23 protein-coding genes are annotated in these 24,531 nt (G+C 73.5%); 11 read left to right on the top strand and 12 right to left on the bottom strand.

The annotated features are described in order from the left end of the window. Positions 1-12: 12 nt before the first annotated feature. From ACFWUZ_RS00350 to ACFWUZ_RS00340, 3 genes are read right to left on the bottom strand one after another with little or no spacing between them, the layout of a single operon-like run. Positions 13-888, bottom strand: coding sequence for an ATP-binding cassette domain-containing protein (locus tag ACFWUZ_RS00350; protein WP_384364609.1), 876 nt, complete (start codon positions 886-888; stop codon positions 13-15). After that, positions 885-1,916 (bottom strand): ABC transporter permease, encoded by a 1,032-nt coding sequence (locus ACFWUZ_RS00345; RefSeq protein ID WP_384364606.1) that lies wholly within the window; start codon positions 1,914-1,916, stop codon positions 885-887. Before ACFWUZ_RS00345 ends, ACFWUZ_RS00350 begins: the two co-directional genes overlap by 4 nt. Next, a complete protein-coding gene (locus ACFWUZ_RS00340; RefSeq protein WP_384364603.1) occupies positions 1,913-2,902 on the bottom strand; it encodes a sugar ABC transporter substrate-binding protein in 990 nt (329 codons plus the stop codon). Before ACFWUZ_RS00340 ends, ACFWUZ_RS00345 begins: the two co-directional genes overlap by 4 nt. 181 nt (positions 2,903-3,083) lie before the next feature. On the opposite strand from ACFWUZ_RS00340, the gene ACFWUZ_RS00335 reads away from it, so the two are divergent. After that, complete coding sequence (locus ACFWUZ_RS00335; RefSeq protein WP_384364600.1) at positions 3,084-4,088, top strand: Gfo/Idh/MocA family oxidoreductase; 1,005 nt, start codon at positions 3,084-3,086, stop codon at positions 4,086-4,088. Between the two features lie 82 nt (positions 4,089-4,170). Here ACFWUZ_RS00335 and ACFWUZ_RS00330 read toward each other — a convergent pair whose 3' ends face one another. Both ACFWUZ_RS00330 and ACFWUZ_RS00325 read right to left on the bottom strand, forming a co-directional pair. Then, positions 4,171-5,112: a DMT family transporter gene (locus ACFWUZ_RS00330; RefSeq protein WP_384364597.1), complete on the bottom strand. Its 942-nt coding sequence runs from the start codon at positions 5,110-5,112 to the stop codon at positions 4,171-4,173. 102 nt (positions 5,113-5,214) lie between these two features. Next, positions 5,215-5,832, bottom strand: coding sequence for a dihydrofolate reductase family protein (locus tag ACFWUZ_RS00325; RefSeq protein WP_384364594.1), 618 nt, complete (start codon positions 5,830-5,832; stop codon positions 5,215-5,217). A 302-nt stretch (positions 5,833-6,134) separates the two neighbouring features. On the opposite strand from ACFWUZ_RS00325, the gene ACFWUZ_RS00320 reads away from it, so the two are divergent. Further along, positions 6,135-6,923: a hypothetical protein gene (locus ACFWUZ_RS00320; RefSeq protein WP_384364591.1), complete on the top strand. Its 789-nt coding sequence runs from the start codon at positions 6,135-6,137 to the stop codon at positions 6,921-6,923. A 52-nt stretch (positions 6,924-6,975) separates the two neighbouring features. Here ACFWUZ_RS00320 and ACFWUZ_RS00315 read toward each other — a convergent pair whose 3' ends face one another. Both ACFWUZ_RS00315 and ACFWUZ_RS00310 read right to left on the bottom strand, forming a co-directional pair. Then, positions 6,976-7,890, bottom strand: coding sequence for a nitroreductase/quinone reductase family protein (locus tag ACFWUZ_RS00315; protein ID WP_384364589.1), 915 nt, complete (start codon positions 7,888-7,890; stop codon positions 6,976-6,978). A gap of 385 nt (positions 7,891-8,275) precedes the next feature. After that, positions 8,276-9,232, bottom strand: a complete 957-nt coding sequence (locus ACFWUZ_RS00310) for an AraC family transcriptional regulator (RefSeq protein ID WP_384364586.1) — start codon at positions 9,230-9,232, stop codon at positions 8,276-8,278. A gap of 80 nt (positions 9,233-9,312) precedes the next feature. On the opposite strand from ACFWUZ_RS00310, the gene ACFWUZ_RS00305 reads away from it, so the two are divergent. Further along, positions 9,313-10,155: an NmrA family NAD(P)-binding protein gene (locus ACFWUZ_RS00305; RefSeq protein WP_384364583.1), complete on the top strand. Its 843-nt coding sequence runs from the start codon at positions 9,313-9,315 to the stop codon at positions 10,153-10,155. Positions 10,156-10,349: 194 nt separating this feature from the next. On the opposite strand, the gene alc is transcribed toward ACFWUZ_RS00305, so the two are convergent. Next, positions 10,350-11,468 carry an allantoicase gene (gene alc, locus ACFWUZ_RS00300; protein ID WP_384364580.1) on the bottom strand — a complete coding sequence of 373 codons (1,119 nt, stop codon included), beginning with the start codon at positions 11,466-11,468 and terminating at the stop codon, positions 10,350-10,352. 2 nt (positions 11,469-11,470) lie between these two features. After that, complete coding sequence (gene allB / locus ACFWUZ_RS00295) at positions 11,471-12,805, bottom strand: allantoinase AllB (RefSeq protein ID WP_384366219.1); 1,335 nt, start codon at positions 12,803-12,805, stop codon at positions 11,471-11,473. A gap of 336 nt (positions 12,806-13,141) precedes the next feature. On the opposite strand from allB, the gene ACFWUZ_RS00290 reads away from it, so the two are divergent. After that, on the top strand, positions 13,142-13,945 hold the full coding sequence (locus ACFWUZ_RS00290) for an IclR family transcriptional regulator (RefSeq protein WP_384364577.1): 804 nt from the start codon (positions 13,142-13,144) through the stop codon (positions 13,943-13,945). A 211-nt stretch (positions 13,946-14,156) separates the two neighbouring features. Further along, on the top strand, positions 14,157-15,479 hold the full coding sequence (locus ACFWUZ_RS00285; RefSeq protein ID WP_384364574.1) for a hypothetical protein: 1,323 nt from the start codon (positions 14,157-14,159) through the stop codon (positions 15,477-15,479). Between the two features lie 106 nt (positions 15,480-15,585). On the opposite strand, the gene ACFWUZ_RS00280 is transcribed toward ACFWUZ_RS00285, so the two are convergent. Both ACFWUZ_RS00280 and ACFWUZ_RS00275 read right to left on the bottom strand, forming a co-directional pair. Further along, a complete protein-coding gene (locus ACFWUZ_RS00280) occupies positions 15,586-16,278 on the bottom strand; it encodes an ABC transporter ATP-binding protein (protein WP_384364571.1) in 693 nt (230 codons plus the stop codon). Continuing rightward, positions 16,275-17,372 carry an ABC transporter permease gene (locus ACFWUZ_RS00275; RefSeq protein WP_384364568.1) on the bottom strand — a complete coding sequence of 366 codons (1,098 nt, stop codon included), beginning with the start codon at positions 17,370-17,372 and terminating at the stop codon, positions 16,275-16,277. Before ACFWUZ_RS00275 ends, ACFWUZ_RS00280 begins: the two co-directional genes overlap by 4 nt. Before the next feature lie 134 nt (positions 17,373-17,506). Between ACFWUZ_RS00275 and ACFWUZ_RS00270 the strand changes: the two genes are divergently transcribed. The 3 genes from ACFWUZ_RS00270 to ACFWUZ_RS00260 all read left to right on the top strand — a co-directional run bounded on the left by ACFWUZ_RS00270 (position 17,507) and on the right by ACFWUZ_RS00260 (position 20,031). Beyond that, complete coding sequence (locus tag ACFWUZ_RS00270; protein WP_384364565.1) at positions 17,507-18,763, top strand: sensor histidine kinase; 1,257 nt, start codon at positions 17,507-17,509, stop codon at positions 18,761-18,763. Further along, positions 18,760-19,389 carry a response regulator gene (locus ACFWUZ_RS00265; protein ID WP_384364562.1) on the top strand — a complete coding sequence of 210 codons (630 nt, stop codon included), beginning with the start codon at positions 18,760-18,762 and terminating at the stop codon, positions 19,387-19,389. Before ACFWUZ_RS00270 ends, ACFWUZ_RS00265 begins: the two co-directional genes overlap by 4 nt. Before the next feature lie 147 nt (positions 19,390-19,536). Further along, positions 19,537-20,031, top strand: a complete 495-nt coding sequence (locus ACFWUZ_RS00260; RefSeq protein WP_384364559.1) for a hypothetical protein — start codon at positions 19,537-19,539, stop codon at positions 20,029-20,031. A 50-nt stretch (positions 20,032-20,081) separates the two neighbouring features. Here the strand turns inward: ACFWUZ_RS00260 and ACFWUZ_RS00255 are convergent, their stop codons facing one another. Further along, on the bottom strand, positions 20,082-21,569 hold the full coding sequence (locus ACFWUZ_RS00255) for a PLP-dependent aminotransferase family protein (RefSeq protein ID WP_384364556.1): 1,488 nt from the start codon (positions 21,567-21,569) through the stop codon (positions 20,082-20,084). An 88-nt stretch (positions 21,570-21,657) separates the two neighbouring features. Between ACFWUZ_RS00255 and ACFWUZ_RS00250 the strand changes: the two genes are divergently transcribed. The 3 genes from ACFWUZ_RS00250 to aceB all read left to right on the top strand — a co-directional run bounded on the left by ACFWUZ_RS00250 (position 21,658) and on the right by aceB (position 24,305). Beyond that, complete coding sequence (locus ACFWUZ_RS00250) at positions 21,658-21,834, top strand: hypothetical protein (RefSeq protein ID WP_384364553.1); 177 nt, start codon at positions 21,658-21,660, stop codon at positions 21,832-21,834. Continuing rightward, positions 21,807-22,412 carry an NTP transferase domain-containing protein gene (locus ACFWUZ_RS00245; protein WP_384364550.1) on the top strand — a complete coding sequence of 202 codons (606 nt, stop codon included), beginning with the start codon at positions 21,807-21,809 and terminating at the stop codon, positions 22,410-22,412. The genes ACFWUZ_RS00250 and ACFWUZ_RS00245 overlap by 28 nt, the downstream gene beginning before the upstream one ends. A gap of 273 nt (positions 22,413-22,685) precedes the next feature. Beyond that, entirely contained in the window at positions 22,686-24,305 is a 1,620-nt protein-coding gene (gene aceB / locus ACFWUZ_RS00240; RefSeq protein WP_384364547.1) for a malate synthase A, read from the top strand. Positions 24,306-24,531: the final 226 nt, after the last annotated feature.

The following is a 24,531-nucleotide window of genomic DNA, read 5'->3' as shown; positions in this document are numbered from 1 at the left end:
TCGTGCCGTCCCTCATGGTGCGGTGGTGCCGGACGGGGTGTCCGGGCCTGGTGGCGTGCTGTTCGGCCCTGATTCTGCCACTCGCTCCAGTTCGTGGCTCAGTTCGTCGAGCTCCGAACCGCCCGCCATCTGCCGGGTGAGCTCGTCCAGGGTGATCGAGTCGCGGGTGTGGCTGCCCGCCATCGTGCCGCGCTTGAGCAGGACGAAACGGTCCCCGACCAGGTGGGCATGGTGCGGGTTGTGGGTGATCAGCACCACCCCGAGGCCCGCGTCACGGGCGGCGGCGACGTACTTGAGGACGACCCCGGACTGTTTCACGCCGAGGGCCGCGGTGGGCTCGTCCAGGACGAGGACCTTCGCCCCGAAGTAGACGGCACGGGCGATGGCGACGCACTGCCGCTCACCGCCGGACAGGGTGCCGATGGGCTGGTCGACGTCGCGCAGGTCGATGCCCATCCGCAGCAGCTGGGCGCGGGTGGTCTCGCGCATGAACGCCACGTCGAGGCGGCGGAGGGGGCCACGGCCCCTGGTGGGCTCGGACCCGAGGAAGAAGTTCCGCCAGACGGGCATGAGCGGGACGACGGCGAGGTCCTGGTAGACGGTGGCGATGCCGCGGTCCAGGGCCGCGCGCGGGTTGGCCAGCTCGGTCTCCTCCCCCTCGATCTCGAAGGTGCCGGCGTCGTGCCGGTGCAGCCCCGCGATGATCTTGATGAGGGTGGATTTCCCGGCACCGTTGTCACCGAGGACACAGGTGATCTCGCCGGCCGAGACCTCCAGGGACACGCCCTGGAGCGCGCGGATGTTCCCGTAGTACTTGCTGACGCCGGTCAGCTTCACGAGGGCGGTGCCCGCCCCGGGGGCGGGCGCGGCCGCTGCGGTGTTCTTCATTTCGCCTCCGCCCGCTTGCGGACCCATGCGTTGAGCAGCGTGGCCAGCAGGAGCATCGCGCCGAGGAAGAACTTGAACCAGTCCGGGTTCCACTGCGCGTACACGATGCCGTTGCTGGCCATGCCGAAGATGAAGGCGCCGACGGCCGAGCCGATGGCGGATCCGTAGCCGCCGGTCATCAGACAGCCGCCGATGACGGCCGCGATGATGTAGAGGAACTCGTTGCCGACGCCCTCGCCCGACTGGACCACGTCGAACGAGAAGAGGATGTGCTGCCCGGAGATCCAGGCACAGAGGGCGACACCCATGTACAGCCCGATACGGGTCTTCACGACGGGCACGCCGGTCGCGCGGGCCGCGTCGGCCCCGCCGCCCACGGCGAAGATCCAGTTGCCCGCGCGGGTGCGCAGCAGGATCCAGGTGGCCACGGCCACCAGGACCAGCCACCACAGGATGGTGACCTTCAGCGTCACCGAGCCCACGTTCCACTGCGAGGCGAACAGCGCCCGGGCGGAGGAGAAGCCCTCCATGTCGGCGATGGTCTTGGTGGAGACCGAGCCGCTGATGAGCTTGGTGAAGCCGAGGTTCAGGCCGGTCAGCATCAGGAAGGTGCCGAGCGTGATGATGAAGCTCGGCAGTCCGGTGCGGGTCAGCAGGAAGCCGTTGAAGAAGCCGACGGCGAGGGTGACCAGCAGGGACACCAGGACGCCGACCCACACGTTGGCGGTCATCTGGTAGCTGAACATCGAGCTGAACAGGGCCGAGGTGGTGACCATGACACCGGCCGAGAGGTCGAACTCGCCGCCGATCATCAGCAGCGCCACCGGGACCGCCATGATCCCGATGGTGGACGCCGAGTACAGGACCGTGCTGAGGCTGGAGGCCCGCAGGAAGCTGTCGGCGGCGAAGGAGAAGAAGACGAAGACGGCTGCCGCGCCGACCACGGCGCCCAGCTCCGGGCGGCCCAGCAGCCGGCGGACCAGGGAGGCCGGCGCCAGCCGTTCGTCCACGGCGGCGGACGCGCTCATCGGCTGCCCCGCTTGATGAATTCCTCCAGCGCGGCGGCCTGGTCGCCGGTGACGATCTGCGGGCCGGTGAGGACCGGGCGGCCGCCGCCGAGCACGTCCGCGTTGTAGCGGTAGAGCCACAGCAGGTCGACCGCTTCGTAGCCCTGGAGGTAGGGCTGCTGGTCGACGGCGAAGCCGAGGGCGCCCGACTTCAGGTCGCGGGCGACCGATTCGTTGAGGTCGAAGGTGTCCACCTCGGCCTTGCTGCCCGCCGCGTCCTTGGCCTTGACGGCGGTGGGGGCGAAGGGGGCGCCGAGGGTGAGGACCGCGTCGACGGAGGGGTCGGCCTGGAGCTTCGCCTGGACGGCCGCCTGGACGGAGGGCATGTTGGTGCCCTCGACGTACAGGTTCTCCATGATCCCGCCGGACTCCGCGAACGTCTTCTTCGCGCCGGCGCAGCGCTGCTCGTGCCCCACGTTGCCCTGCTCGTGCAGGACGCAGACGGCCCTCTTGCGGCCGCGCTTGCCCAGTTCGGTCCCGACGGCCTCGCCCGCGATTTCCTCGTCCTGGCCGATGTGGGTCAGCGCCCCGTACGCGGCGGACTGGGCGGAGCCGGAATTGACCGTGACCACGGGGATGCCGGCCTTGACCGCCTTGCCGATGACGTCCTTGAGGGCCTCCGGCTTGGCGAGGCTCACGATGATCCCGTCGACCTTCTGGTCGATGGCGTTCTGCACGAACTGCGCCTGCTGCTGCGCCTGGTCGTCGTGGGCGTACACGAAGTTGATGTTGTCCTTCGCGGCCGCTTCCTTGGCCCCCTTCTGGACGATGTCCCAGAAGGTGTCGCCGTCTCCCGCGTGGGTGACCATCGCGAAGGTCCAGCGCGGGGTGGACACGGCCGGCCGGCCCGCCTCGGCGGCCTTCGCCCGCTCCTCGGCGCGCTTGCCGCCCGTACTGCTGCAGCCCGCGAGCGAGGCTCCCAGTACCGCCGCGAGCACAGCGCCCACGACGCGCACCCCTGTCCGAACCCTAGCCACGTCGCCGCGCCCTTCCCTCGTCCGTCTCGTCCGTCATGATTCGGTCATTCCGGTTCCAGCCGCCCAGTATCCGCCACAGTGGACCATGAAGGGTCATCGGGGCATGCCCGGGCAGATTGACAGGTCCCCCGTACGGGGTCACGTTGAGTGCATGCGCATCGGGCTCATCGGAACCGGCCGGATCGGCTCGTTCCACGCGGCGTCCCTGGCCCGCCGGCCGGACGCCGGGTCGCTCCTGCTCGCCGACGCCGACCCCGCCCGGGCGGTGCTCCTGGCCGGCCGGCTCGGGGCCACCGCCGCGCCCTCCGTGGAGCAGGTCTTCACCTGGGGCGTGGACGCGGTGGTCGTGGCCTGCGCCACCGAGGGGCACGCGGAGCTGGTCGTCCGGGCGGTGCGCGGCGGACTGCCGGTCTTCTGCGAGAAGCCCGTGGCTCCGGACCTGGCCCGCTCCTTGGCGGTGCTGCGCGAGGTGGCCGACGAGGACGGGGTGCTCCAGCTCGGTTTCATGCGCCGCTTCGACACCGGTTACCGCACGGCGCGGGAGCTGGTGCGCTCCGGCGCCCTGGGGCGGCTGCACACCGTACGCACGACGACGGCCGACCCGGCGCCGCCGGCCGCCGCGTACCTGGCGACCTCGGGCGGGCTCTTCCGGGACTGTCTCGTGCACGACTTCGACATGGTCCGCTGGGTGACCGGGCACGAGGTGACGGAGGTCTACGCGACCGGTTCGGACGCGGGGCCCGCGCAGTTCCGGGAGGCCGGTGACGTCGACACGGCCGCGGCGGTGCTCACCCTGGACGACGGGACCCTCGTCACCTCGACCGGTACGCGGTGCAACGGCGCCGGGTACGACGTGCGGATGGAGCTGGCCGGAGAACTGGACCAGGTCTCCGCGGGGCTGGACGACCGTACGCCGATCGCTTCGACGGAACCGCACGGGCCGCCCGCCGCGAGCAAGCCCTGGACGGGCTTCCTGGAGCGGTTCGGCCCGGCGTACGAAGCGGAGCTGGCCGCCTTCGTCCGTCTGGTGCGCGGCGAGGGGCCCAACCTCTGCGAGGGATTCGAGGCGCTCGCCGCGCTCCGGGTCGCGGAGGCGTGCGAGCTGTCGCGCCGGGAGCGGCGCCGGGTACGGCTGGAGGAGCTCCCGGACCTGTGACCAGGCCCCAGTGAGGGCGGGCATGGAGGCCAGGGTACGACCGGAGGATCATGCCGCGCGGGGCCGGTTTCGGACAATCGTTTCAGCCTGCCGCGCGGCGCCCCCACGCCGTGCCCGCCAGGACGAGGACCGCTCCCGCGAGTCCGGCCGCGCCGAGGTGCTCGCCGCCGATGGCGATGCCCGCCGCAGCCGCCCAGAGAGGTTCGGTCCCGAGCAGCAGGCTGACGCGGGAGGGCGAGGTGCGGCGTACGGCCCACATCTGCACGAAGAAGGCGAACAGCGTGCAGAAGACCGAGAGGAAGGCCAGGCCGGCCCACTCGGCGGGCCCGAAGCCGGCGGCCGCGGCCCACGGGCTGTCCCCGGTACCCGGGACGGCGGCCAGCAGGGCGAAGACGAGGACGGCGGCGCCGAGCTGGACCGTGGTCAGGGACAGTGCGTCGGCGTCCTGGACGGCCTTGATCCGGGCCATCAGCAGGACGTGGAGGGTCCGGGCGAGGGCGGCGCACAGGATGAGCAGGTCGCCGAGGCCGGGCGCGGTGAATCCGGCGCCCTGCGTGAGCAGCACGACGCCGGCGACGCAGACGGCGGCGGCGCCGAGGAACGCGGCCGGGGGTGCCTCGCGCCGGAGGGCGGACTCGGCGAGCGGGGTGAAGATCATGGTCAGGCTGATGATCAGCCCGGCATTGGTGGCCGAGGTGTGCACCACCCCGTAGGTCTCCAGCAGGAAGATCCCGCCGAGTACGCAGCCCAGCAGGCCGGCGCCGCGCAGCTGGGCGGGGCTCAGCGCCCGCAGACGCCGCCGGCCGGTGACGACGAGCACCGGCAGCACGAGCGCGAAGCGCAGCACCAGGACCGCGATCACGGTGTGGGCGGTGGTGATGCCCTTGGCCGCCAGGTAGCTGCCGCCCCAGACGACGGCCACGGCCAGGACGGGCAGATCGGCGGACCAGGTCCGGCGGGGGGCGGCGAGGGCAGCTGGGGCGAGGGCGGGCGAGGTGGCGGTCACCGGGTTCTCCAACGGCATGGATCGGGTGGAGACTTCGGCGGCTCGCACGGGTGCGGGCCCACGCTATCCGAGCCGATCTTGCGGGGCGACCCCGTTTCCGCGGGCGGACCCGGCTGCCGTTCACTCCCCGACGGTGCCGAAGGTGGCGCGGCCCGCGACCGCGTAGGTGTGGACGGCCGTACCGGCGGCGGTGGTGCGCGAGTCGGTCAGCTCGCAGGCCGTGGGCAGACCGCCCGTCGGGAACAGCCTGCGCCCGGTGCCCAGGAACACGGGGAAGAACAGCAGGTTCAGCTCGTCCACGAGGTCGCGGGCCAGCAGCCACTGCGCCAGGGCGCCGCTGCCGTGCACCTGGAGCTCGCCGTCGAGGGTGTCCTTGATCCGGACGATCTCGCTCTGCAGCTGCTCCCCGTCGATCACCGTGGTCCCGGCCCAGGACGGCTCCTTGAGCGTGGACGAGGCCACGTACTTGGGCAGCCGGTTCAGCCGGCCGGCGACGGGGTCTGCGGGGTCGTCGTGCCGCGGCCAGTAGGAGGCGAAGATGTCGTAGGTGCGGCGCCCCAGCAGGAAGGCCTCCGCCCGGTCGAAGACCCCGTTCATGAACGCGCCCATGTCCTCGTCCGCGTACGGGGCCAGCCAGCCCCCGTACGCGAAACCCCCGCTGGGGTCCTCCTCGGGCCCGCCGGGTGCCTGCATGACTCCGTCGAGGGTCAGGAAGGTGGTGAGGGTCAGCTTTCCCATGGCTCTGCGCTCCTTGTCCGGTGGTGCGTGCGCCGCTCGGTCGGCGTGCGCCGCGTGCTCTGTGCGTACTGCGTGTCTGCGTGCGCCGCGTGTCTGCGTACTCAGGGATTCAGACTCCCGGCCCGCCCGGAACTCATCGGTGCGGCACGCAGGAGCCCACCCCGTTTCGACCCGGCCGACGGCACGGCTCCGGGACGGACCGGCCCGGGGGTGTCGTCCCGGAGGCGGCAGCGGGCCGCAGGGTGCCGCTGCGGGCACCCCCGCCCCCACCTCCCGTTCCCCGGTTCCGGAGCACCGCACCCGTGAACACCTCGGCCCGCCTCGTCGCCACCCTGACCGCGCCCCTGCCCTTCTCCGGGGCGGACGACGCCCCGTCCGTGCTGTCCCGGCCCGGCGGGTGGCGGCTGGTGCAGCGGGGCGACACCGAGGTGGTCGTACGGGACGCGGCCCGGGCCGGCGCCGCCGCGCCGGAACCGGCTGAGGTCCGCTTCCCCGCTCCCTGGCCGCGCCGGTTCGGCGGGTACGCCGTGGCGCCCACCGGTGACCTGGCCGTCTTCGCGGGCCCGCACGCCCTGCGGGCCGTGGACATCACCGGGGCGGTGCGGTGGGAGCTGTGGCATCGCTGCTGGGCCGTCGACCGCTTCGGGGACGAGGACCGGGTACTGCTGGCGGTGAGCCCCTCCGGCGGGCGCCTGCTGACGGTGACGCACGACCAGGACGCCCTCACCGTGCACCGGGCCGCCGACGGCACCGGCTCCGGGCCGGACGCCGACGGCTGGTCGGTGGAGGGGGAACTGGGCGCCGACGTGCTTCCCGGCCATCCCGAGGCCGAGCCGGGCGACGAGGACGCCTGCGTCTTCTTCGACTACGAGGGCGGCTTCGTCGACGAGGGGACGGCGGTGGTCGGCACGGTCGAGAGCGACGAGGAGTCCGGCGCGGGCCGGCACTGGTTCGTCGATCTCACCGGCCTGCGGGTGACGGGCGAGATCGCCTATCCCTTCCCGGTGTCCGGCCTCCCCCGCGCCCTGGGTGACGGGACCTGGTACACCGCCTCGGCGGAGGACGACGCCCTGCACGTCTGGGCGCGGTGAGGCCGGCCGGCGGGAGCCCGGGGCCGGTCCCCCGCCTCGGGGCCGGGAGCCGTCAGTCCTGCGCGGGCGGCGCCGGCGGCCAGGGCACGTCGGCCAGGAGGGGGAGGAGCGCCTCTTCCTCGTAGTCGAGGTGCGTGTTCAACTCCCTTGACATCGCATCGAGTTCGCTGCGGAACCGTTCGGGTTCGGCGACCCCGATGCCGGCCAGCAGCGCTGCCAGTTCGCCCTGGATGCGGGAGACCGTACGGTGTTCCTCCGCGAGCCGGTCGAAGGTCCCGGCCAGGCCGGGGTGGTGGTGGGCGATCCCGGGGAAGAGATGCGCGTCCTCGCTGGTGTGGTGGAACTCCAGGGCCTGGCAGAAGGCCAGACAGCGCTGCCGGATCTGCAGCCCGAGACCCGGGGCGGGCGGCAGCCCCGTGCCCCGGTGGGCGGCGCGCGCCGCGAAGTGGGCGTCGACCTCGGCCTTCACCTGGCCCAACTGGCCGCGGAGCCAGGTGTGGACCTCCAGCAGCTTGTCGGCGAGGTTGGTCACCTCGCGGGGCGCCTCCCAGCCGTCGGGGTCCGCCCGCTCCAGTACGACGACCGGCAGGACCCTGGTGGTCAGGGCCTGGTAGTCGCCGTACCCGGGCTCGGCCCGTACGACGTGCGCGAACAGCTCGTCGCGCCGGGCGCCTTCGGCGGGGACCGCGAGGGCTCCGAAGCTCTGCGTACCGATCTCGACCTGTACGACGGGGTGGGCGAGGAGGTTGTGGTACCAGTCGGGATGGCGCGGGGCGCCCATGTTCGACCCGACGACCAGGAGCGAGCCGCCGTGGCGGACGTAGCCGAGGGGGGTGGTCCGCGCGGTGCCCGAGGTGGCACCGGTGGTCGTCAGCAGGAGCAGGTCGCCGCCCTCGAAGGGGCCTCCCACCTTCCCTGCGTGGGCGCGGAACTCGTCGATGACGGACTGGTTGAAAGGCGTAGGCATACGGATGCGTCTCCGGAGGATACGAGGAGTGCGCGCGACGGTGCGCGAGCCGTGGGGCAAGGGCACGCGGAAGCGCGAAGGATGACGTCTGAAGGGGATGAAGCACTGAAGGCGCCGAAGGCTGAGCGGCCTGGACGGCACGGAACGGGACCGCGGCACGCAGGTCGCCGTACGCGATGGACGCACGGGACGTGCAGGTGCTCGTGATGCCCGGCGCTCGCCTGTCGGCGCTGCGTCAGATGCGGGGTGCGGAGCAGGAACTCATGACGGACCCTCTGCGTGAAGGGTGTTCGCCCGACTGCCGGCCGGCCCACTGCTCTTGGCCGGCGTCACGCGACACCGCCTCCATTACACGCACCCGGCCGCTCCCTGTCAACGCCGAAGATCAACAAGCCGTCCGGGTGGCGGACGCGCGGTGCCGGCCGGGGCGGGTCCCGTACACCCGGTGGAAGGCCACGCTCAGCCCGAAGGCGCTCTGGTAGCCGACCTGGCGGGCGATCGACTCCACGGTGGCCTCGGTGCGCACCAGCAGGTCGGCCGCGAGGGCCAGGCGCCAGTCGGTCAGGTAGGCCATGGGCGGCTTCCCGACCAGCTCGCTGAAGCGGCGGGCGAACGTCGCCCGCGAGACGCCGGCCTCCTCGGCGAGGGCCGTCACGGTCCACGGCCGCTCGGGCCCGTCGTGGATCAGGCGCAGTGCCCGTCCCGTGACGGGGTCGCCGAGCGCCCGGTACCAGCCGGGCGGATCGGCCTCCGGGCCGGCGAACCACTCCCGCAGCGTGGACAGCAGCAGCAGGTCCAGGAGCCGGTCCAGGACGGCCTGTTGCCCCGGGTCGTCCCGGGTGATCTCCGCGACGGTGAGGTCCAGGATCGGTCCGGGGCGGCCTCCGTGGCGGACCACGAGCACCCGGGGCAGCGTGCCGAGCAGCCGTGCGGAGACCCGGCCGCCGACCTGGTAGCTCCCGGTGAGCAGGACGGTCGGGCCGTCCTGACTGTTGCCGCAGGTGCGCAGGCCCAGCATCAGGTCGGCGCTGATCTCGCCGCCGTCGTCCGTCGTGCAGTGGTCGGGGCCCTGCACCACGTACAGGGGCCGGGTCCGCAGCCCGGCGTCGTCGGTGAGGGTGAAGGGCTCCGCCCCGACCACGATGGCGACGTCACCGGGACCGAGTGCGACGGGTGCGGCGTCCCCGCCGGGGACGACCCAGCCCTCACCGCGCAGCGTGCTGACGAGGGTGAGCGGCGTACGGCCGGCGAAGCGGACCGCCCAGGGCGGGGTCACGATGTTGCGGCTGAACAGGGCCCCGTCGGACCGTACTTCGTAGAGCAGACTCGCCAGCGCATCCATGCGGCCAGGCTAGACGCTCAGACATCGACATGAGCGGATGAACCATTCTGCGGCTCACCCCGGGCGGATTGACTGGGGCCATGACGACGCAACCGGTACTGGTACTTGGCAGCACGGGCAAGACGGGACGCCGCGTGGCCGCGGGCCTGAGGCGCCGCGGACACGAGGTCCGCGGGGCCTCCCGCAAGGGGACGACCCCCTCGACCCGCTTCGACTGGAACGACGAGAACACCTGGGAGCCCGCTCTGGAGGGCGCCCGCGCGGCCTATCTGATCGACTCGCAGCTCGCCGACGCCGCGACGACCCTCGGCTCCTTCGGCAAGCTCGCCGTGTCCCGGGGGGTGGAGCGGCTGGTGCTGCTGTCCGCCCGCGACTGGGTGGTGCCGGACGGCGAGGAGAAGCTTCCCAGCGAGCGGGCGGTGCGCGAGTCCGGCGCCGAGTGGACCATCCTGAAGCCGGCCTGGTTCTCGCAGAACTTCAGCGAGGACCCCTTCTTCCGCGGCCAGTTGCTCTCCGGTGACGTGGTGATGTCGGCGGGGGACGGGGCCGAGCCCTTCGTCGACGCCGAGGACATCGCCGACGTGGCCGTGGCGGCCCTCACCGAGGACGGGCACGCCGGACGGACCTACGAACTGTCCGGGCCGCGGCTGCTGACCATGGCCGAGGTGGTGGAGGAGATCGCCCGGGCGACGGGCCGCCCGATCGCCTACCGCCCCGTACCGCCCGCCGGCTTCGCCGAGTACGCGGCGCAGCAGGGCCTGCCGGAGGACTACACCGACCTGCTGAACATGCTCTACGGCTGGATCGCCGACCGCCGCTTCGCCCACCTCGCCGACGGTGTCCAGCGCGCCCTGCACCGCGAACCCCGCGACTTCACCGACTACGCCGCCACGACGGCGGCGACGGGGGTCTGGCACGGCTGACCGGAGCGGGTCGCCGGCGCGGACCCGGACGCGCCGAAGGGGCGCACCGGGCAGTGGTGCGCCCCTTCGGGCCGTGCGCCCCGGGGGTGTCGGCCCCCGGGGGCGGTCCGGTCACCCGCGGCGCCCCCGCAGGGGCGCAGTCGCGGTGGCCGCCGTGCCCACCGCGGTGGGCACGGCGTGACGGTGGGGCCGGGTCAGCCGCCCAGTTCCTGGTGGCGGGCGGTGTGCGCGGCCGCGCCCGCCTCGGTCAGGGAGCCGTGGAGGCGCAGGCGGGAGAAGCCGCCGTCCGGGAAGATGTCGATCCGGACGTGCGTGCCGACCGCCGGGGCGTCCAGCACGAAGCGGTGGTTGGTGTCGGGCTGCAGGCGGGTGCGCGGCAGGAACTCCGTCCACTCGCCGTCCTCGCCGGTCTTGACCGACAGCGAGGCCCAGCCGGCCGAGTTGCCCTTGAGGTACGCGGTGTCGATCTCGACGGCACGGATCTCGGACTCGGCGACGAGCTGGTAGCGGATCCAGTCGTTGCCGTTGTCGCGGCGGCGGGCGGTCTCCCAGCCGTCGTCCATCTTGCGGGAGCGGCCCGGGTTGATGGTGTTGGTCGGCGGCGAGTAGAAGCGGTTGGAGGCGTCCTGGACGGAGCCGCCGTTCTCCAGGGCGACGACGTCGAAGGTGCCGAGCGTGGCGAGCCACTGCGGGTCCGGGACGACCTCGCCGTAGACGCGCAGGCGGGCGATGCCGCCGTCGGGGTGCTGGTTGACGCGCAGGTGCGTGAAGCGCTGCTCGGCGCTGACCTCGAAGCCGTTGGCCGCGTGGCCGCCGACCGCGGTGCGCGGGACGAGGGTGGTCCACTTGACGTCCTCGCCGAGGAGCTCCTCCGGGGTCGGCGCGAGCGCGCCTTCCCAGTTGGTGCCCTCGATGGAGACGGCCTGCGGCATGTTGCCGCGGAAGTGGGCGGTGTCGACGACGATGCCGCGGATGACGCCGGGGGCGCCGAGGCGGACCAGGGCGTAGTCGTGGTCCTCGGGGGTCGGCCAGGGCTGGGTGGCGGAGACGCCGCGGCGGCGGCGGGTCTCCCAGCCGTCCATGATCTTGCCCTTGTGGCCGAAGTGCTCGGGGTCGAAGTGCGCGGCCTCGGCGATCAGCAGGTTCTCGCGCTGGGCGAAGAACTCGTCGTTGGCGAAGGTGACACCGGCGCCCAGCTCACGGGCGGCGAGGTTCGCGTACTGGGTGAACGGGAAGTCCGCGGTGCGGTAGTCCGCGTACGGGTCGCCGCCTCCGTACGGGTTCGCGTTACCGGTGAAAGAAGGAATCGCCACTGTCAGTTCTGCCTTTCGAGGAGGAGGCCCGTGGGCTCGGTCGGGGTTCCGTGGTCGGCGATCTGCGTGCCGCGCAGCCAGGTGGACTTCACGACGCCGTGCAGGGTCTTGCCCGCGTACGCGGTGATCCGGTTGCGGTGGTGCAGTTCCGCGGGGTCCACGGTGAAGGTCTCTTCGGGCGCGAGGACGGCGAAGTCGGCGTCGCGGCCGGGCTCGATCGCGCCCTTCTGCGCCAGGCCTGCGAGGGCGGCCGGGGCGCTCGACATCCAGCGCACGACGTCCTCGAGGGAGCGTCCGCGCCTGCGCGCCTCGGTCCAGATCGCCGGGAGGCCCAGCTGGAGGGAGGAGATGCCGCCCCATGCGGTGGCGAAGTCGCCGGTCTTCAGGTCCGCCGTGGAGGGCGAGTGGTCGGAGACGATGCAGTCGATCGTCCCGTCGGCGAGCGCGTCCCAGAGCAGGTCCTGGTTGGCGGCCTCGCGGATGGGCGGGCAGCACTTGAACTCGGTGGCGCCGTCCGGGACTTCCTCGGCGGTGAGGGTGAGGAAGTGCGGGCAGGACTCGACGGTGATCTGCACGCCCTCTGCCTTGGCGGCGGCGATCAGCGGCAGCGCGTCGGAGGAGGACAGGTGCAGGACGTGGACGCGCGCGTTCAGCCGCTTCGCCTGGTCGATCAGGTTCTGGATCGCGGTGTTCTCCGCGTCCTTGGGGCGGGAGGCCAGGAAGTCCGCGTACTTGGGGCCCGGGTTCTGCGGGGCCGACTCCAGGTGGTGCGGGTCCTCGGCGTGCACGATCAGCAGGCCGCCGAAGCCGGTGATCTCGGCGAGGGAGGTGGCCAGCTGCTCCTGGTCGAGTTCGGGGAACTCGTCCACGCCGGAGGGCGACAGGAAGCACTTGAAGCCGTAGACGCCGGCGTCGTGCAGGGGGCGCAGGTCCTTGACGTTGTCCGGGAGGGCGCCGCCCCAGAAGCCGACGTCCACGTGCGCCTTGGTGCGGGCGACCTCCTGCTTGACGCGCAGGTTCTCCGTGGTGGTGGTCGGCGGCAGGGAGTTCAGCGGCATGTCGAGGATCGTGGTGATGCCGCCGGCCGCGGCGGCGCGGGTGGCCGTCCAGAAGCCTTCCCACTCGGTGCGGCCCGGGTCGTTCACGTGGACGTGGGTGTCGACCAGGCCGGGGAGCAGGACGTCGTCGCCGAAGTCCTCCAGCCGGGCTCCGGCCGGTACCTCGGCCTCGTACGCCAGCACGGCCGTGATCTTCCCGCCGGCGACGGCCACCGAGGCGGCGCGCGTCCCCTCGGGGGTGATGACGCGCGTCGAGCGCAGTACCAGTTCCACAGCCACGTCGGACACCGGAACCTCCCCATCTACTTCCACAGAGCGAAATTCAACGTTCTGTTGACGGAGTCTTCACGGCGATCCGGGAGCAGTCAAGAGCGCCCGGACGGACCACTGACCCACTTCCTCCACCATTGGAGGTTTCCACAGGATGGAATTAAGATTTCGCTATACAGAATGTAGCTACCACCACCGGGAGCCGGGCGGGTAACTTCCCGAGGACGGCCGCCACCAGGACAAACCCCCTCTGACCGGCGGGGACGGCACCGCCCCGGCTCTAGGGCCGACGCCGACCGACCGGTAGGCTGCTTCCTTGCCTGCCAGCACCGAAAGGACCGCGCCGTGCCGACGTCCAGCGCCAGCACCACCGACGCTTCCGCCAAGCCCACCGCCGCCAGCGGTGGCGTTCAGTCCCTCGAGCGCGCCTTCGATCTGCTCGAACGCATGGCCGACGCCGGTGGCGAGGTCGGGCTCAGCGAGCTCTCCGCCGCCAGCGGCCTGCCGCTGCCGACCATCCACCGCCTCATGCGCACCCTCGTGGCATGCGGCTACGTCCGCCAGCAGCCCAACCGACGGTACTCCCTCGGCCCCCGCCTGATCCGCCTCGGCGAGTCCGCGTCGCGCCTGCTGGGCACCTGGGCCCGGCCCTACCTCGCCCGCCTGGTCGAGGAGACCGGCGAGACGGCGAACATGGCCCTGCTCGACGGGGACGAGATCGTCTACGTCGCACAGGTGCCCTCCAAGCACTCCATGCGCATGTTCACCGAGGTCGGCCGCCGGGTGCTGCCGCACTCCACGGGCGTGGGCAAGGCGCTCCTCGCCCACACCCCCGCCGAGGAGGTACGGGCCCTCCTGGCCCGCACCGGGATGCCCGCGGCGACCGAGAAGACGATCACCACGCCCGAGGGCTTCCTCGACGCGCTGGAGAAGGTCCGCAGGTCGGGTTACGCGGTCGACGACAACGAGCAGGAAATAGGAGTCCGCTGCCTCGCCGTCTCGGTGCCGAACTCCCCGACCGCCGCAGCCATCTCGATCTCGGGCCCGGCGGGCCGGGTCACCGAGGCCGTGGCCGAGTCCTTCGTACCGATCCTGCAGGGCGTCGCCGCCGAGCTGTCGGTGGCCCTCTCCAACCAGACCCCGGCCTGATCCGCACCCCGCCCGCCGGCGGGGCGCAGCAGCTCCGCGAAGGCCCCGCGGCCCCTCCGTCACGAGGGGCGGCGGGGCCTTCGTACGGCCTGCCGCCGGCGGTCCCGGGGCACGGGCGGGCGGCGGCCGGGCGGCTGTGCGGACGGCGCCGTGCGGCGGGTGCGGGGGCCGGGCCGCACGCCGCGCCGTGCGGAGTGAGTACGGTCTGCTCATGCAGAACATCGCGGTGGAGCAGCAGCGGGGGCACGTCCTCCTCATAGCGGGGGACGCCGCGGTGCGGCGCCGGACCGTCCAGGTCGCCCCGAGCGCCAACCTGGCCGCGCTGGGGGTGGTGCCCGTGGCGATGCTGCTGAACAGCGGTGTCCCCAGCGACACCACCTATCTCGACGGCGCCCGCGACCCGAACACCGTGCTCACGCGGCTGCGGACGGCCGCCGCCACCCCCGGCCCGCTGCTGGTCTACCTGTCGGGCAGGCTCACGGTCGACCGCCGCAGCCGCCGGCTCCACCTGTGCCTGGCGGGGACCACCGCGGGCAGCGTCCGCTACACGGGCCTGCCCTGGGAGTGGCTGGGAACCGAGCTGCGCGGCCGCCCCGCCGGGCTGACCACCGTGCTGCTCGACCTCGCCGCCGACAAGGCCGCGTGGCCGCTGCTCCAGGAGTACGGGAGCCTGCCCGCCTCCCCCTCCGCCGAGGTGTACGGCGTGGTCGTGCCGCCCGGCTTCGCGGGCGGCGGCGACGGGGTGAGCAGCTACACGCGGGAGTGGATCAACCAGCTGCGCAGCAGCCCCGGCCGCCCCGGCAACCTCCAGCTGCACGCCCTCGCCGCGGGCACCGCGGCGCTGCCGCCGGGCGCCCTGGTCCTGCCGACCGCCCGCGAGCTGGGCGTACCGGGGGCCAGGGAGGGCGCCGGGTGGCCCGTACGGGAGTCCGGGGAGGCCCCCGGCCCCGACGCGGCCGCCCCGGTCCCCCCGGCCCCGCAGGCACCCGTACCGCCGCTCCCGCAGGGTTCCGTACCGCCGCTGCCGGGCCGCGCGCCGGGGCCGTGGCCGGCACCGGCCGGGCGGACGCCGTCGCAGGCGCCGCCGCAGGCCGCGGACCCCGCGCCGGACCCGCGGCCGCACATCCACGCCCTGGCGACCGCCGGGCGGCACGTGGAGGCGGCCACGCTCGCCCAGGCGTGGGAGGCGCACGTCCTGGAGATCCACGGGTACTCCTCGGCGGAGGCCACCCAGTGGGCGGAGATCCGCGCCGACCTCGCGCGGATGGCGGGCAACTTCCGGCTCGCGACCCAGCTGTGGACCAGCGTCGGCCGTACCCGGCTGGCCCACCAGCCCCCGGACGCCCCCGAGGTGAAGGGCGCGGCGGCGGGCGCCCTCTACTGCTGGACCCAGCTCAAGGACCAGGCGGCCGCCGCCGAGGCCGGCCCGGAACTCATCCGCCTGCTGCGCGCCCTGCCCTCCTTCGACCCCCGCCACCTGCACCTGGCGCGGCAGCGGCTCGCCTTCCTGCAGCGCACCCCGATCGGCCGCTGAGCCGGCGCCCGGCCGTCCCGCGCCCGCCCGTCCCCGGCGGCGGGACGGGGCGGGACGGGGGCGCGGGGACGGCCGGGGGACGGTCGGGGGACCTGCGGCGACGGCCTCAGGCGGCCGGGACCGGGTCCGGCTGCTGCACCAGGCGGCCGTCCGCCATCGTCGCCGTGCGGTCCATCCGCTCCAGGTGGGCGTGGTCGTGGGTGACCAGCACGGTGGCGGTGGAGCGCTCGCGGGTGAGGGTGACCAACAGGTCGAGCGCGGCCGCGCCGCGCTCGTGGTCGAGCGCGCTCGTCGGCTCGTCGACCAGCAGCACGGCGGGCTCGTTCATCAGCGCGCGGGCGATGTTGACCCGCTGCCGCTGGCCTCCGGAGAGCTGGTGGGGGCGCCGGTCCGCCTTGTCGGCCAGGCCCACCGCGTCGAGCAGTTCCAGGGCCCGGCGGCGCAGCTGCCGCGCGGGCCGGCCGGTGAGGTGCGCCATGACCTGGAGCTGCTCGGCGGCGGTGAGCGAGGCCAGCAGGTTCGGCTGCTGGAAGACGATGCCGATCGTCTCGCGGCGCAGTGCCGACTTCTCCGCGGCGCTGAGCCGGGCCGTGTCCCGGCCGGCCACCACGACCCGGCCGGAGTCGGGGGTGACCAGGGTGGCGGCGACCGCGAGCAGGCTGGACTTACCGGATCCGGAGGGGCCGATCACCGCCGTGAGGGTGCCCGCGGGCACCTCCAGGCAGACCTCGTCGAGGGCGGTGAGGCGGCCGTCGCCGTCCGGGTAGGTCAGCGTGACGTCGTGGACGAGGAGGGTCATCGGGCGCTCCCGAGGGCGGTCAGCGGGTCGACGGCGGTGATCCGCCGGATGGACAGGGCCGCGCCCAGCGCACCGAGCACGATCAGGACCGCGGCGGGGACCAGCACGGTGGCGGCGTCGAGGACGAACGGCACGTCGCCGCCGCTGATGAGGGCGCCGAACCCGGCGGCGAGCGCCGTACCCAGTGCGGTGCCGGCGGCGAGCATGACCACGGCCTGGCCGAGCGCGTCCTTGAGGAGGTAGGGAGTGGAGGCACCCAGTGCCTTCAGGACGGCCACGTCCCCGCTGCGCTGGATCGTCCACACGGTGAAGAAGGCGCCTGTCACGAGGGCCGAGATGGCGAAGAGGAAGCCGCGCATCAGCTGGAGCGAGCCGTTCTCGGCCTGGTAGGAGCCTATGGCGCCGAGGGCCTCCTCCACGGTCCGGGTCTCGGTGCCGGCGGCCGCGTCCCCGGCGGCCAGGTCCACGCCGTCGCCGGAGAGGGCGACGACGGTGGCGAGGGGGGTTTCCAGGGAGGTGCCGGGGTTGCCGATGCGCTGCCAGTCGAGGAGGTCCATCCAGACGACCGGGGTGTGGCTGTAGGAGGCGGCGCCGGACACGGCGGCCACGGAGAGTTCGAGGGTGCCGATCCTGACCCCGGCGCCCGCGGCGAGGCCGCCGAGCTCCTGGGCCGCCTTCTCGGTGAGGACCACCCGCCCCTGGGTGAGGCCGCTGCCTCGTGGGCTCAGGCGGCCGGGCCCGTCGCCGGGTTCCACGCCGAAGACGGACACGGCGGCGGTCCGTTCGCCCGAGACGGCGTTGGTGGTGCGGATGGCCAGCGGCTCGGCCGTCTTCACCCCGGGCCGTGCCCGCCAGGCCAGCCAGGCGCTCTCGGGCACCTGGGAGTTGGTGAAGGAGACCTCCTGGTCACCGCCGGGCGCGGCGAAGGCCAGGTGTGTGGCGGGCAGCCCGGTGACGGCCGAGACGTTCTCCCGGGCCAGTCCCGACGTGAGCCCGGACAGCAGGCCGACGAGCAGGGTGATCAGCAGGACGACGGAGCCCATGAGGGCGAACCGGCCCTTCGCGAACCGTAGGTCTCTCCATGCGACGAACATGCTCCCCACCTTGGTCCGCCGCGCGGGCACAGCACATCGCGCCACAGGAGGGATCCTCGTATCGAAGGGCGCATCCCGACATCAAACTTTCGATTGACCGGGGCCGGCGGGCGCCGCCTTACGCTGGTCGGGCCATGGCTCCTCCCGATCCCCGCGCCCCGCGCGCCCTCACCCCCGTCTCGAAGGTCCTGCGCCTGTGCCTGCACGCGCTGCTCCTCGGGCTGCTCGCGCTGGCCGCCGGGCGGGCCGTCGCCGATGCCGCGCCCCGTTCGGGGTGGGTCGTCGGGCTGTGCGCCGTGCTGGCCGCCGTGTACGCGGCGGGCGTACGGACCCCCGCCGTGCACCGGTCGCCTCGCGCCGGGGCGGTATGGCTGGCGGTCCTCGGCGCGGCCTGGGCGGGGCTGCTCGCGGTCTCCCCCGACGGCTTGTGGATCGCCTTCCCGCTGTACTTCCTGGAGCTGCACCTGCTGCGGCTGCGCTGGGGCGTGACGGCCGTCGCGGTGACCGCCTGCGCGGCGATCGGCGGTTTCCTCGCGCACAGCGGTCCGGCGACACCGGGGGCTTTCCTGGGGCCGCTGCTGGGCGGGGGCGTGGCGGTGGCGACCGTCCTCGGCTACCAGGCGCTGTACCGGGAGAGCGAGCGCCGCCGCGAGCTGATCGAGGAGCTGCTGGCGACCCGGGCGGAGCTGGCCGTCGCGGAGCGGGGCGCGGGCATCCTGGCGGAGCGCGAGCGGCTCGCACGGGAGATCCACGACACCCTGGCCCAGGGCCTGTCGTCGATCCAGCTGCTGCTGCGGGCCGCCGAGCGCGCGCTGCCGGCCGGGGCTCCGGCGGTGGAGCACATCGCCCGGGCACGGGAGGCCGCCCAGGACAACCTCGCGGAGGCGCGGCGGTTCGTCCGGGCCCTGACGCCGCCGGACCTGGAGCACGGGTCCCTGGCCGCCGCCCTGGAACGGCTGTGCGCGGGGGTCCCGGGGCCGCGGGTCCGGTTCTCGCTGAGCGGCACGCCGCGGGTGCTGCCCACCCCGTACGAGGTGGCCCTGCTACGGATCGCCCAGTCCGCACTGGCCAACGTGGTGCGGCACGCGCGGGCCGGGCGCGCCGAGATCACGCTGACGTTCATGGACTCCTCGGTCACGCTCGACGTCGTGGACGACGGCCGCGGCTTCGACCCCTCCTCGGCGCCCGCCGCCCCGTCGGGCCAGGGCGGCTTCGGGCTGCCCGCGATGCGGGCGCGCGCCGAGACCCTGGGCGGTCTGTTCACCGTGGAGTCCGACCCCGGCCAGGGCACCGCCGTGGCCGTCACCCTGCCGCTGCCGGTGGACGCGTACGCGGATACGGCCGCCGACCCGGACCCGGCGCCCGGTCTCGGAGCGAGGTCCCCCCGATGACGATCCGGCTGCTGCTGGCCGACGACCATCCGGTGGTGCGCGCCGGGCTGCGCGCAGTGCTGGACACCGAACCGGACTTCGCGGTGGTCGCGGAGGCCGCGACCGCCGAGCGGGCGGTGGAACTGGCGGGCACCACGCCGGTGGACGTGGTCCTGATGGACCTCCAGTTCGGGCCCGGCATGCACGGCTCAGCGGCGACGGCGCTGATCACGGCGCGGCCGGGTGCGCCGCGGGTGCTGGTCCTGACCACCTATGACACGGACGCGGACATCCTGGCGGCGGTGGAGGCGGGCGCCTCGGGCTACCTGCTGAAGGACGCCCCGCCGGAGGAGCTGGCGGCGGCGGTGCGCACCGCGGCGGCGGGCCAGTCGGCGCTCGCCCCGGCGGTGGCGCTGCGCCTGATGGACCGGATGCGGACCCCGGCGGAGGCGCTGACGAAGCGGGAGCTGGAGGTCCTGCAACTGGTCGCCGACGGGCTGTCGAACCAGCAGATCTCCAAGAAGCTCTTCCTCAGCCAGGCCACGGTCAAGTCCCATCTGGTGCACGTCTACGCGAAGCTCGGCGTCGACTCCCGCACCTCCGCGGTCGCGGCAGCAGGCAGCCGGCGGCTGATCCGTACGCCCTGAGCCGGCCGCCGGGGGGTGGGGCAGCCCCCCGGCCGGATCCACCGGGCAGCAGGCGGGTCGGGGGCGTGGGGGGCCGGGAGGATCGGGGTGGGCGGGGAGAACCGGCCCCGCCACCGCCACCGCCACCGCCACGAGAGCGAGTGCCCGATGAGCCCCGTACCCAGTGCTCCCCCGTACGCCGCGGCCGCGCGCCGCCGTCCCGGACCGCCGCCTGCCGCCGTCCGCACCGCCTTCGTGCTCTGGCTGACGGCGGTGGCCGCCGGGGCCTTCGAGACCGCGCTGATGCTGGGCCGCCTGGCCGCGGACGGCGAGGCCACGGCCGGCGGCATCGCCCCGGGGCTGGCGGTGCGGCTGACCGTGTTCACGGTGGCCGTGCTGGTCGCCGTACGGATGCGGGACGGGGCCGGGTGGGCGCGGCTGGTCCTGGCGGTGGGTCTCGGCGTGTTCGGTACGGCCTCGCTGGTCGCCGAACCGCTGGGGTACCTGCTCGACGGAGGGTCCGTCCCGGCCGCGCTCACCGGCGCGGACGCCCTCGACGCGGTGTTCGGGGCGAGCCGGGTGCTGCACCTGGCGGCCGTGCTCACCGCCGTGGTGCTGATGTTCCGCCCGGCGGCGAACGCGTACTTCCGCCGGGCCTCCTGATCCGCTGCGCCCGACCCCGTACGCCCGACCCCGTACGCCCTGCCCGCGGCCTACGCGACCCAGTACGGCCGTTCCACCGCCGGGGGCAGCGGCACCCCGTCGTGGAAGGCGGTCGCGAGGCGGCGCACCCCCTCGTCCAGCTGGGCGGCGGGGAGGGTGTACGGGATGCGCAGCCGGTGTTCGAAGGTGCCCGGGTCCACACCGAAGCGGGCGCCGCGGCCGATGTGCACCCCGGCGACCGCGGCCCGTTCGGCCAGCGCGGAGCTGACCGGCCCGCCCAGGTCGACCCAGAGGGAGAGCCCGCCCGGCGGGAGCCTCCAGGACCATTCCGGTGCGTGCTGCCGGAGCGAGCGCACCAGGGCCTCGCGCTGGATCCGCAGCTGCGCGAGGCGCGCGGGCAGGGACCGGTCCAGGCCCTCCAGCAGCGGGAGCGCGACAAGCTGGTCGAGGACCGAGCCGCACATGTCGGCGGCGACCCGTACCGCCGTCAGCTCGGTGATCATCTTCTCGGCGGCCCGGATCCAGCCGACCCGGAGGCCGCCCCAGTAGGTCTTGCTGAGCGACCCGATGGTGACGACGTGGTCGGCTCCGCCCCGCGGGGCGAGCGAGGCCAGCGGCGCGGGCGCGGGGACGTCGAGCGCGATGTCGGCGATGGTCTCGTCGACGACCAGCCAGGTCCCGGTGCGCCGCGTCGCGGCCAGCAGGCGCAGCCTCTGCTCCGGCGGCATCAGTGCACCCGTCGGGTTGTGGAAGTCGGGGATCGTGTAGGCCAGCCTCGGCACGGTCTGCCGCAGCGTGGACTCGGCGATCTCCATGTCCCAGCCCGCGTCGGAGACGGCTATGGAGCCGGTGCGCAGCCGTGCGTGGCGCAGGGCGTCGAGGGCGTTGGCGTAGGTGGGGCTCTCGGTGACGACCCGGTCCCCCGGTCCGCACAGGAGGCTGACGACGAGCGCGAAGGCCTGCTGGGCGCCGGCGGTGACCAGGATCTGTTCGGGGCGGGTGGGCAGGCCGCGGCGGGTGAACCGGTCGGCGACGGCCGTACGCAGGTCGGGCAGGCCGAACGGGTGGTAGCCGGGGGTGCGGGCCAGGGCGGGCAGCCGGGGAGCGGCCCGTGCGAGGGCTTCGGCGAGGCTGCCGTCCGGTGCGCCCATGGCGGCGATGGCGAGGTCGATGCCGGGATCGCCGCCGGCGCTCCGGCCGCCCCCGCCGACGAGGGTGTGGGCGCCGACGGGGCGGTGGCCCTCGGGCAGTTCGGTCCAGGTGCCGGAGCCGCGCCGGCTGCGGACGTAGCCGCTCTCGCGCAGCAGGTCGTAGGCGCCGGTCACGGTGGCCCGGCCGGCTCCGACGGCCCCGGCCAGCTCGCGCTCGGCGGGCAGCCGCACGTGCAGGGCGATGCGCCCGTCGAGGATCAGGGTGCGGACGGCGTCCGCGAGGGCCCGGTAGCCGGGGCGGGCCCGTACCTCCGCGGGCAGCAGGGCCGCGAGCTGCCGGCTGCCGAGGGTTCTGTCCGCTGTCCGGACCACTCGCCCGTTTGCCATGCCAACCTCCCCTGATTGGCTCTGCCGTCCAGGCCGATCGAGGTCCAGACTCGCCGTATTGGCCCCCGATTGGCAAGGAGTCACCGCAATGCTGACCGACCGTGACGAACGGGCCCTGCTGGCCGCCGCCGAGAACCGGGTCTGCGCACCGCTCCGGATCGGGCCCGCGCTGGCCGCCGTACGCCGGAACCTGTTTCCGTGGACACGCGGGCCGCTGAAGGAGCGAGAATCGGTGGCATGTCGTCCCACACCGGCCCGCCCGTGATCGCGGGCCTGCTCCTGGCCGCCGGCGGGGGCCGCCGCCTCGGCGGCCGCCCCAAGGCCCTCCTGCCCTACCGCGGCCGCCCGCTCGTGGAGAACGCCGTCCGCGTCCTGCGGGAGGCGGGCTGCGGGCCCGTGCACGTGGTGCTCGGCGCCGCCGCGGCGGAGGTCCGTGAGCGGGCCGACCTGAGCGGGTGCGTGGTCGCCGACAATCCGGACTGGGCGGAGGGGATGGGTTCCTCCCTGCGGGTCGGCCTCGCCTCGCTGGCGGGTACGGGCGCCCGCGCCGCCCTGGTGTCGCTGGTGGACCAGCCGGGCATCGGGCCGGAGGCCGTGGCCCGGGTCCGGGAGGCCTACCGCTCCCCGGCGAGCCTGGTGGCGGCGGCGTACGGCGGCGAGCGCGGGCATCCGGTGCTGTTCGGCGCGGACCGCTGGGCGGACATCGCGGCGACGGCGACCGGCGACAAGGGCGCGCGGGTGCACCTGACGCGCCACGCGGGAGAGCTCACCCTGGTGGAGTGCGGGGACGTGGCGGAGGCCTTCGACATCGACACCCCGCCCGACCTGGTACGACTGGCGTGAACCGGCGGAGCGAACCGTCCGAGCGGGGGGTAACTGCGATGGCACTGAGGGCCACCGGGAAGTGGAATCTGTCGACTCAGAGAATCTCGATATCAACAAACCATTGAACTTCCACCATGAGGAAATTACTATCCACTGGTCAGAAGCGCCCTGAACCAAGAACGGCGCCCGCGACCGTATCCCGGAACTCTCCACACCCGACGGCACTGCGTGCCGTCTCGCGCGAGCATTCCCCCGCGGCCGCCAGGCACCGCCGCTGAAGGAGTGACAGATATGTCCGCACCAGCGCCGTCCCCGCTGGCCATCGTCGACGCCGAGCCCCTGCCCCGGCAGGACGAAGTCCTCACCGAAGCGGCCCTCGCCTTCGTGGCCGAGCTCCACCGGCGGTTCGCCCCCCGCCGCGCCGAGCTCCTCGCCCGCCGCGCCGAGCGCCGCGCCGAGATCGCCCGGACCTCCACCCTCGACTTCCTCCCGGAGACGGCACAGGTCCGCGAGGGGGACTGGAAGGTGGCGCCGGCTCCGGCCGCGCTGAACGACCGCCGTGTGGAGATCACCGGTCCGACGGACCGCAAGATGACCATCAACGCCCTGAATTCGGGCGCCAAGGTCTGGCTCGCCGACTTCGAGGACGCCTCGGCCCCCACGTGGGAGAACGTCGTCCTCGGCCAGCTGAACCTGATCGACGCCTACGAGCGCCGGATCGACTTCACCGACGCCCGCACGGGCAAGCCCTACGCCCTCAAGCCCGCCGGTGAGCTGGCGACCGTCGTCATGCGGCCCCGCGGCTGGCACCTGGAGGAGCGCCACCTGCGGATCGACGGTGCCCCGGCCTCGGGGGCGCTGGTCGACTTCGGCCTGTACTTCTTCCACAACGCGCAGCGCCTGATCGACCTCGGCAAGGGTCCGTACTTCTACCTGCCGAAGACGGAGTCGCACCTGGAGGCCCGCCTCTGGAACGAGATCTTCGTCTTCGCCCAGGACTACGCCGGCATCCCGCAGGGCACGGTCCGCGCCACCGTCCTGATCGAGACGATCACGGCCGCGTACGAGATGGAAGAGATCCTCTTCGAGCTCAAGGACCACGCGGCGGGCCTGAACGCCGGCCGCTGGGACTACCTCTTCTCGATCGTGAAGAACTTCCGTGACGGCGGCGAGAAGTTCATCCTCCCGGACCGCAACGCGGTGACGATGACCGCCCCGTTCATGCGGGCGTACACCGAGCTGCTGGTCCGCACCTGCCACAAGCGCGGCGCGCACGCCATCGGCGGCATGGCGGCCTTCATCCCGTCCCGCAAGGACGCCGAGGTCAACAAGGTCGCCTTCGAGAAGGTCAAGGCGGACAAGGACCGCGAGGCGGGCGACGGCTTCGACGGCTCCTGGGTCGCCCACCCCGACCTGGTCCCGATCGCCATGGCCTCCTTCGACGCGGTGCTCGGCGACAAGCCGAACCAGAAGGAGCGCCTGCGCGAGGACGTCTCGGTGGCCCCGGGCGAGCTCATCGCGATCGACTCCCTCGACGCGAAGCCCACGTACGAGGGTCTGCGCAACGCGGTCCAGGTCGGCATCCGTTACATCGAGGCCTGGCTGCGCGGCCTCGGCGCCGTCGGCATCTTCGGCCTGATGGAGGACGCGGCCACCGCCGAGATCTCGCGCTCGCAGATCTGGCAGTGGATCAACGCCGGAGTCGTCTTCGAGAACGGCCAGAAGGCCACGGCGGAGCTGACCCGCGCGATCGCGGCCGAGGAACTGGCCGCCATCCGTGCCGAGGTCGGCGAGGAGGCCTTCGCGGCCGGGAAGTGGCAGCAGGCCCACGACCTCCTGCTCCAGGTCTCCCTGGACGCGGACTACGCGGACTTCCTCACGCTTCCCGCGTACGACCAGCTCACGGGCTGACCGACACGCACTCCGGCACCACCACGGAGCCGGGCACCGACCTGACATTCGGCTGAAACGCACAGCAGCCGAACATCCGGCAGTACCGCCCCCGTTGCCCCCGGCAGCGGGGGCGGAGCTGTTTCCGGAACCTGACACAACCGAACGACCGGTCGGTCGTTACCCACTCGTAATCTGCGGCTACCTAGCGGTAACAAGAGTCGGCGTGTCACCTTTCCGATTGCCA

The organism is Streptomyces sp. NPDC058646 (genome assembly GCF_042716875.1).
Taxonomy (GTDB): domain Bacteria; phylum Actinomycetota; class Actinomycetes; order Streptomycetales; family Streptomycetaceae; genus Streptomyces.
Note: the sequence above shows the minus strand (reverse complement) of the source record. Positions and strands in the feature narration are given on the sequence as shown.